General features: G+C 68.3%; 9 protein-coding genes. 4 read left to right on the plus strand and 5 right to left on the minus strand.

Going from position 1 to position 6688, the window contains the following annotated elements; genetic code table 11:
- Nucleotides 1-1122 (minus strand): integrase (locus tag ACWDU1_RS27175; protein WP_450002746.1); only part of this gene is annotated, 1122 nt, incomplete at its 3' end.
- 401 nt (nucleotides 1123-1523) lie between these two features.
- Here ACWDU1_RS27175 and ACWDU1_RS27180 point away from each other — a divergent pair.
- On the plus strand, nucleotides 1524-2459 hold the full coding sequence (locus ACWDU1_RS27180; protein WP_450002748.1) for a hypothetical protein: 936 nt from the start codon (nucleotides 1524-1526) through the stop codon (nucleotides 2457-2459).
- A 74-nt stretch (nucleotides 2460-2533) separates the two neighbouring features.
- The gene (locus ACWDU1_RS27185) at nucleotides 2534-2896 is read left to right on the plus strand and encodes an MmcQ/YjbR family DNA-binding protein (protein ID WP_450002750.1); all 363 of its coding nucleotides are present in this window, start codon (nucleotides 2534-2536) and stop codon (nucleotides 2894-2896) included.
- Nucleotides 2897-2917: 21 nt separating this feature from the next.
- On the opposite strand, the gene ACWDU1_RS27190 is transcribed toward ACWDU1_RS27185, so the two are convergent.
- Together ACWDU1_RS27190 and ACWDU1_RS27195 are read right to left on the minus strand one after the other, a co-directional pair.
- Complete coding sequence (locus ACWDU1_RS27190) at nucleotides 2918-4135, minus strand: TerC family protein (RefSeq protein WP_450002752.1); 1218 nt, start codon at nucleotides 4133-4135, stop codon at nucleotides 2918-2920.
- A gap of 100 nt (nucleotides 4136-4235) precedes the next feature.
- Nucleotides 4236-4559: a DUF6191 domain-containing protein gene (locus ACWDU1_RS27195; RefSeq protein WP_450002753.1), complete on the minus strand. Its 324-nt coding sequence runs from the start codon at nucleotides 4557-4559 to the stop codon at nucleotides 4236-4238.
- A 104-nt stretch (nucleotides 4560-4663) separates the two neighbouring features.
- On the opposite strand from ACWDU1_RS27195, the gene ACWDU1_RS27200 reads away from it, so the two are divergent.
- Both ACWDU1_RS27200 and ACWDU1_RS27205 read left to right on the plus strand, forming a co-directional pair.
- Nucleotides 4664-5302, plus strand: coding sequence for an HdeD family acid-resistance protein (locus tag ACWDU1_RS27200; protein WP_450002755.1), 639 nt, complete (start codon nucleotides 4664-4666; stop codon nucleotides 5300-5302).
- 39 nt (nucleotides 5303-5341) lie between these two features.
- The gene (locus ACWDU1_RS27205; RefSeq protein ID WP_450002757.1) at nucleotides 5342-5881 is read left to right on the plus strand and encodes a hypothetical protein; all 540 of its coding nucleotides are present in this window, start codon (nucleotides 5342-5344) and stop codon (nucleotides 5879-5881) included.
- Between the two features lie 8 nt (nucleotides 5882-5889).
- On the opposite strand, the gene ACWDU1_RS27210 is transcribed toward ACWDU1_RS27205, so the two are convergent.
- Together ACWDU1_RS27210 and ACWDU1_RS27215 are read right to left on the minus strand one after the other, a co-directional pair.
- Nucleotides 5890-6042, minus strand: coding sequence for a hypothetical protein (locus ACWDU1_RS27210; protein ID WP_450002759.1), 153 nt, complete (start codon nucleotides 6040-6042; stop codon nucleotides 5890-5892).
- 79 nt (nucleotides 6043-6121) lie between these two features.
- Nucleotides 6122-6688: SCO6745 family protein (locus ACWDU1_RS27215; protein WP_450002760.1), on the minus strand; the 567-nt coding region annotated here is incomplete at its 5' end.

Here is a 6688-nt window from a genome sequence, read left to right on the forward strand (position 1 = left end):
CCACCGTCCCTGGCGCATGATCTCGCGGTCCGCCGCGCCGCCGAGCGCGGCCTGGGTGGCGAATCCGGCGCGTAGGGAGTGGCCGGAGAACAGGGCGGGGTCCAGGCCGGTGCGGGCGGCGTAGCGTTTGACGATTTCGGCGACGGCTCGTCCGGACAGGGCGGTGTCTCCGATTCCGCCGTGCCGGTTGATCCTCGGAAGCAGTGGTTGTTCCGGCGCGAGCCGCGGATCGGGGTGGTAGCCGTGGCAGCGGTGGATATGGGGTGGGGTCGCGGGTTGTTGCTCGATCCAGGTCTGGACGGTTCGCGGGTTGTCGGTGTGCGCGGCGAGTAGTCGCAGCCAGTCGGCGCAGGCGCAGACGGGGCAGGTGTGTGCCTGGCGGCCGCGGGGCAGTGCGACGTGTTGTTCGGTGATGCCGGTGGGGTCGGTTTTTGTACTGGGCAGGTGCAGCAGCAGAAGTGGTTCGCCGCTGCCGTGGTCGGTGCCGAAGTGGATATCGCCGACGCGTAGTCCGGCGAGTTCGCTGCGGCGGAGTGCGCCGGCGAAGCCTAGGAGCAGGAGCAGGGTGTCGCGGCGGCGGGCGGGTTCGCCGGGCCAGCCGGGTTCGGGGAGGGCGGTGAGGAGTTCGCCGAGGGTGTGGAGCAGGACGGGGCGTTTGCGGTTGGGCCGGGTGCGGCGGGTGCGGCGGATGCCGCGGAGGGTGAGCCGGACGACGTCGCTGCGGGTGGGCGCGGGCAGGCCGTTGGCGGCGTGGACGGCGGCGATGGCGGCGGATTTGCGTTCGAGGGTGGCGGGTCCGTAGGCGTAGCGGCCGGTGGGGGTGCGGGCGTCGGCCGCGGCGGCGAGGTAGACGGCGATATCGAGGGGGTCGGCGGGGAGGGCGCACCGGTTCTCGCCGGCGCACCAGGCGGCCCACGCGGTCCAGTCGGTTCGATAGGCGCGCAGGGTGTTCGGTGACTGGGAGGCGCTGAGGTAGCGGCCGAGCGCGGTGGCCTGTTCGGTGTCGAATCGTTCGCGGACCGTGCGTAGTGCGGTGGTGTCGACGAGCACGCTGGTGACGCCGCGCCGGAGTTCGGTGCGGACGGTGTCGGGTAGGGCGAGGTCGAATTCTGGTTCGGTCACCGGTGCTGGGCTCCTCGGTAATTGCGTCACGGATTACGTTTAGTTGACTGTAACGAAACGAAACGTATTGAAGGCGCGAGATCTTCGAGCAGCCTACCGTGCCTAGCCGCCGATAATGTTCACTTATCGGCGGTTAGGTCGCATGGACCCCGATTCGAATCGCTCACCGTGGATGAGCATTTCGTTTCGTGTCATTACGTCCGAAATGACGAAACAAACGCTACGATTCAGCGGTGCCGAGCACCTGCAACTACCCCGGCTGCGCCCAACCGATTCCACGCCCCTCGGGCCCCGGCCGGCCATCGGAATACTGCGACCGTCCCGATCACACCCGGTGGCGAGCCTGGCGAGAAAGGCAACGGCTTCAGCAGGAATCCGACCCCGCCGCCGATTCCGTCACTGTGACACCGCAGGGTCCGGTAACCGCTGCCCGGCTCCGCGCGGACGAACTACTCGCCCAGTTCCGCGGCCTGGCCGAACAACTCGGCACCACCCTCGACGCCGCCGTCGCTGAAATGTCCACCCTCGCCGACCCGTCCGCGGCCGAAGCGCAGGTTCAGGCAGTCCAGGCGGATGCGGCCCACCGGATCGCCGAATCCGAGATGGCCGCCGCGGCAGCCGAACAGGCCCGCCGCGCAGCGCACGACGCCCGGCTGCGCGCCGAGGAGGCCGCCGATGACGCGGTGGCCACCGCGGAAACCGCGGATGCCCGGATCGCCGAAGCACAGGCCCGGGTGGCGGCGGCCGAAACCGCCCGCGAGGACGCGATGCGTGAGGTCGAAGCCGTCACCACCCGCGCCGCCGACGATGTCTTCGCGGCGCGCTGCGCGGCCGACGAGGATATTCGGACGGCCCGGCAAGAAGCCGCCGAGGAGATCGAGCGGATCCGGGCGGCGGGCGCCGACGATATCGAACGTGCGCGCCGGGCGGCGGAGGCCGATATCGCGCGCGCCGAACGTGAATGTGCCCAGCAGGTGAAGGCCGCGGCCGCGGATCGCGATCTGGCGGCGCAGCGGGCGGCCGATACCGAGCGCGCCCTGGAACGCGCCGAACGGTCGGCGGCCGAGCGTGCCGAGGCGGCCCAGGAGATGCGTGCGGAACTGCAACGGTTGCGCGCCGAATTCGACGGTATTCGCACCGAACTCGCCGAGACCCGCCGGAGCGCAGCCGCCGACCTGGCCGCCGCCCGCACCGACGCCGATAACCGGGTGGAGCGGGCCCACGCGGATGCCGCGCGCCGTATCGACGCCCTCGAACACGCGCGCACCCAAACTCTGGCCCGGGCCGAACGGGCCGAACGCCAACTCGACTCGCTGACGGTCGCCGAGAAGGGGTAGACGCGGGGTACGAGGGCCCGGAGTGGTTTTCTGGTCTACGGCCCGCTTCGGAGTCCGCGCGGTACGGTGGCGGTATGGCGGAGGATCCGTTGCCGAGGTTGCGGGCGTTGTGTTCGGCGCTGCCGGAGACCTCCGAACGTTCGAGTCACGGCGAACCGACCTGGTTCGTGCGCGGTAGGAAGACCTTCGTCACCTATTCCGATCACCATCACGATGATCGCCTGGGCTTCTGGTGCGCCGCACCGCCCGGGACGCAGGAGGCATTGGTCGCGGCCGAGCCGGACCGGTTCTTCCGGCCGCCGTATGTGGGGCATCGGGGCTGGCTGGGGGTGTATCTCGATGTTCCGGTCGATTGGGTGGAGATCGGTGAGATCGTCACCGACGCGTATCGGACGATTGCGCCGAAATCTCTGGTCGCTCGCCTCGATATGGAGTGATCGAGCCCGGCCCTCGGGGTTTCACATCCGTAGTGGGAGGCCGGCTTCGATGCGGGCGAGGCGGTCGGCGTGTACATAGTGGGCGTGTTCGAGTAGCGCGATGAGTTCGGTTTCGCCTTCGCGGATGCGGCGAGTGTATTTGGGTGGCAGGTTCGCGATGGTGTGTTCTTCGGCGGTCATCTCGGTGTAGGTGCGTTCGCGTAGTGATTGCTCGGCCTCGTAGCCGAGGTCGAGGTAGCGGGTGGCGTGGCGGCGGGCGTTGGATACGGCGGTCTGGGCGCGCCCGGCCGGGCTGAGCAATGACGCGGCAATCGTGACGACGAGGATCAGCACGATGACCGCGAGGGAGGCGGCGGTGGAGATTTCGGTGACGGGGATCGGATCGCCGTTGTTGATGAACGGCACATTGTTCTCGTGCATCGCGTGCAGGATCAGTTTGACCCCGATGAACGCGAGGATCGCGGCCAGGCCGAAGCCGAGGTAGATGAGCCGGTCCAGCAGTCCTTCGAGGAGGAAGAACAGCTGGCGCAGGCCGAGTAGGGAGAAGGCGGTGGCGGTGAAGACGAGGAAAACGTTCTGGGTGAGGCCGAAGATAGCCGGGATCGAATCGAGGGCGAACAGGACGTCGGTGCCGCCGATGGCGATCATGGCCAGCAGCATGGGTGTCATGCGGCGGTGGCCGTCGACGACGGTGAAGAGTTTGTCACCGTCGTAGTGGTCGCTGGTGCGCAGGAACCGGCGGGCCAGCCGCAGCACGATGTTGTCGCCGGCGTGGCTGTCCTCGCCTTCGGGTTTGAGCATATTGCCGGCGGTGATGAGCAGGGCGGCGCCGAAGGCGTAGAAGACCCAGGCGAAATTGTTGATCAGGGCTGCGCCCACGAAGATGAACCCGGTACGCACGATCAGCGAGAACACGATCCCCACCAGCAGGACCTTCTGCTGGGCGGCGCCGGGTACGCGGAAGGTGGTCATGAGGATGAGGAAGACGAACAGGTTGTCCACCGAGAGCGCTTTTTCGGTGATGTAGCCGGCGAAGTATTCGACCCCCATGGTGGTGCCGCCGAACAGCCAGACCGCGAATCCGAAGGCGATCGCGATTCCGATATAGGCGGCGGACCAGACCGCGGCCTCGCGCAGCGAGGGAGTGTGCGCGCTGCGGACGTGGAAGAAGAAGTCGAACAGCAGCAGGGCCGCGATCAGCGCGAGGGTGCATACCCAGGCCAGGACGGGGACGGTCACGGCAACCTCCTGACGATGGGTGGTGCGGCGCTGGGGCGACTGTAGCCCGGCGGCGGCGTGCCTCAGGAGTTTGCGCAGGTGGTGTCGGAGGGGTGCGGGCTCAGCCGGCGGTCGGGGTGTCCGGGGCGCGGCGTACGACGACGCGTCCGGCGGCGGGGTCGAAGGTCAGCGGCGGGGCGGCGTCCGCGCTGTCGTCGCGGTGCATGAGTGTGTGCTGCCGTTGTTCGAACTCGATATGTTTCGACCCTTGGAACAGGGCGGAGACCTGTTCGAATCCGGTGGCGGCGACGGTGCGGGATTCTTCGTGCCGGTTCCATGGCAGCAACCGCCCGCCGGTGATCCGGTTGATGAGGACTTCCGCGAAGGCGACCCCGATCAGCAGGCATACCAGACCGGGTAGCGTCATCGCCCAGACAAGCCCCATGCAGGCATCCTAGGCGGCGCGGGGCGGTCCCGGGTCAGGGGTGTAAACGGACATGCCACGGCAACCGTGCGGCAATCCATGGTCGTGACCCATATCATTCAGCTATGCCGTCCTACGAGGAACCGGATGATGCTCCGGTGTTCGGTCGCGGAGTCCGCCAGACGATGGCGTCGATGGGGGTGTGTTCCGCGGTGATCGGGATCGCGACCGTGCTGTGGCCGGACAAGTCGCTGGGTGCGGTGGGCAATCTGTTCATGTTCTCGCTGCTGTGTGGCGCGGTGACGCTGGCGGCGGTCGCGTTCGGTAGCCGGCTGGGCCGCTTTCCGCGGTTGCTGCTGGGTCTCGCGGCGGTGGTCTCGCTGGTGACGGCGACGTTGTGCTTCCGGGCGGGGAACTGGACGCTGCTGCTGGCGATGTGGCTGGGGCTGGCGTGGTCGGTGCGCGGGATCGCGCATGCGGTGGCGGGGGTGTGGGACGACGACGCGGTGACCGGAAGTGGCCGGCAGGAGTTGTTCGGGCTGGTGACGCTGGCCGCGGGGCTGGTGATCGCGATCGCGCCGTTCGACAGTGTCGAAACGCTGGCGGTGGCGGCGGGCTGCTGTATGACGGTGTTCGGGGTGCTGGAGGTGTGGACGGCGGTGCGGTCGCCGCTGGCCGTGGCCTCCGGGGTGCTCTCGCCCGATGAGCATTTGACCTCGGTGATCGCGAATGCGGGCGGGTCGGGGGGACGCACCCGCGAGTGAGGCGCCGGATCGGTCCGGATTTCGCTAGTCTTTCGTGTCATGGCGACCATTACCAGCCATCGGATCTTGCGCCTGCGCGCCTTGATCGACCATCCCAACACCGGCGCCGATGAACGCGCCACCGCGCAACGCATGCTGGACCGGCTGCTGGTGCGTTCGGGCGCCTCGCAGACAGGTGATCGCACGTACGGTAACCGGCATCATCGGGTGGGTAAGCATGCCGATCTGCCGGCGGTGGCGGAGATGATCCGCGCCGATATCGCGCTGGGACGGATCATGTTCGCGCCGCAGACGCAGATGGGTACGCCCGCGTTGCGGGATCCGCTCGGTGACGCCCCGGTCCAGATCGAGATCCGGGTGGAGTTGCCGCATCACGGTTGTATCGACATCACGATCGACTGTGTGCCGCGGGACTGGGGTTGGGTGGTCGAGGACGGTATCGAGCAGGTGAGCCCGGCGTTGCAGGAACTGGCCAGGGAGCTGGCGGAGATCATGAACGGCTACAACTGCGATGGCAGCGATATCGCCAAGCGGTTCTTCGGCCGGGTCCGGATTCCGGAGTTCACGCTGGTCTGGTGAGGCGTCGCTCAGCCCGTCGTGTCGCGGATGTCCTTGCCCTGTTCGGCGAAGGCCTGGAAGTCACGCATGTGCTGTAGTGACTGTTTGCGGAATGCGCCGGGTAGCAGGAGCCCCATCAGCCGCATGGGCAGGCCGCTGAACCGGTATTCGTTCTCGCTCACCCAGAGCGTGGTCCGCGGGCCGGTCTCGGTGAACCGGTCTTGTCTCGCGGCAGGGCGATCTCGATCGAGACGGTGTACTTCACGCGGTCGCCTCGCGCAGGTCCAGTCCGATCGGGGTGACCGCCGGGATCTCCCCGGACGCGATCACCGCGCGGGTGAACGGCGGCAGCAGTGTCAGCAGCTCGTCGCGTTCGGTGGGGGACAATGCCGCGTAGGCGGTGGCGGCGAGTGCGTCGGTGCGGTTTTCGATCTCGGCTTTGGTCCGGGCGCCGGCGTCGGTGAGACCGGAGTCGTCGACGAGGCCTTTGTCCCGCAGGCTGCGGGTGCGGGCGGCCCATTCGGTGTCGTCGAAGTCCCGGGAGACGGTGTAGATACCGCGGTCGGTGTCGTGGGCGAGTGCCTGCAGTACATGCGATTCGCGGCCGTCGATACCGGCCGCGGCCAGCGCGGCGATATGTCCGTCGCCGCGATGTTCGCGTAGCAGGGTGGCGGCGTGCCAGAGCCGGGTGATCGGGTCGTTGGGTCCGGGCAGGGCGCGGTTGGCGGCGAACAAGGCGCGGCCTTCCATCGGTGCGGCCGCGGCGGCCGCGGATGCCAGGTCGGCGGCGGTGGCGAGGCCGGGGCTCTCGGCGAGGTCACCGAAGTA

This window comes from Nocardia sp. NPDC003345, assembly GCF_053589395.1.

Coding starts and splice junctions, on each gene's coding strand:
- ACWDU1_RS27185 (WP_450002750.1), top strand. CDS start 2,534: ATGGCGGAGGATCCGTTGCCGAGGTTGCGGGCGTTGTGTTCGGCGCTG.
- ACWDU1_RS27195 (WP_450002753.1), bottom strand. CDS start 4,559: ATGGGGCTTGTCTGGGCGATGACGCTACCCGGTCTGGTATGCCTGCTG.
- ACWDU1_RS27200 (WP_450002755.1), top strand. CDS start 4,664: ATGCCGTCCTACGAGGAACCGGATGATGCTCCGGTGTTCGGTCGCGGA.
- ACWDU1_RS27205 (WP_450002757.1), top strand. CDS start 5,342: ATGGCGACCATTACCAGCCATCGGATCTTGCGCCTGCGCGCCTTGATC.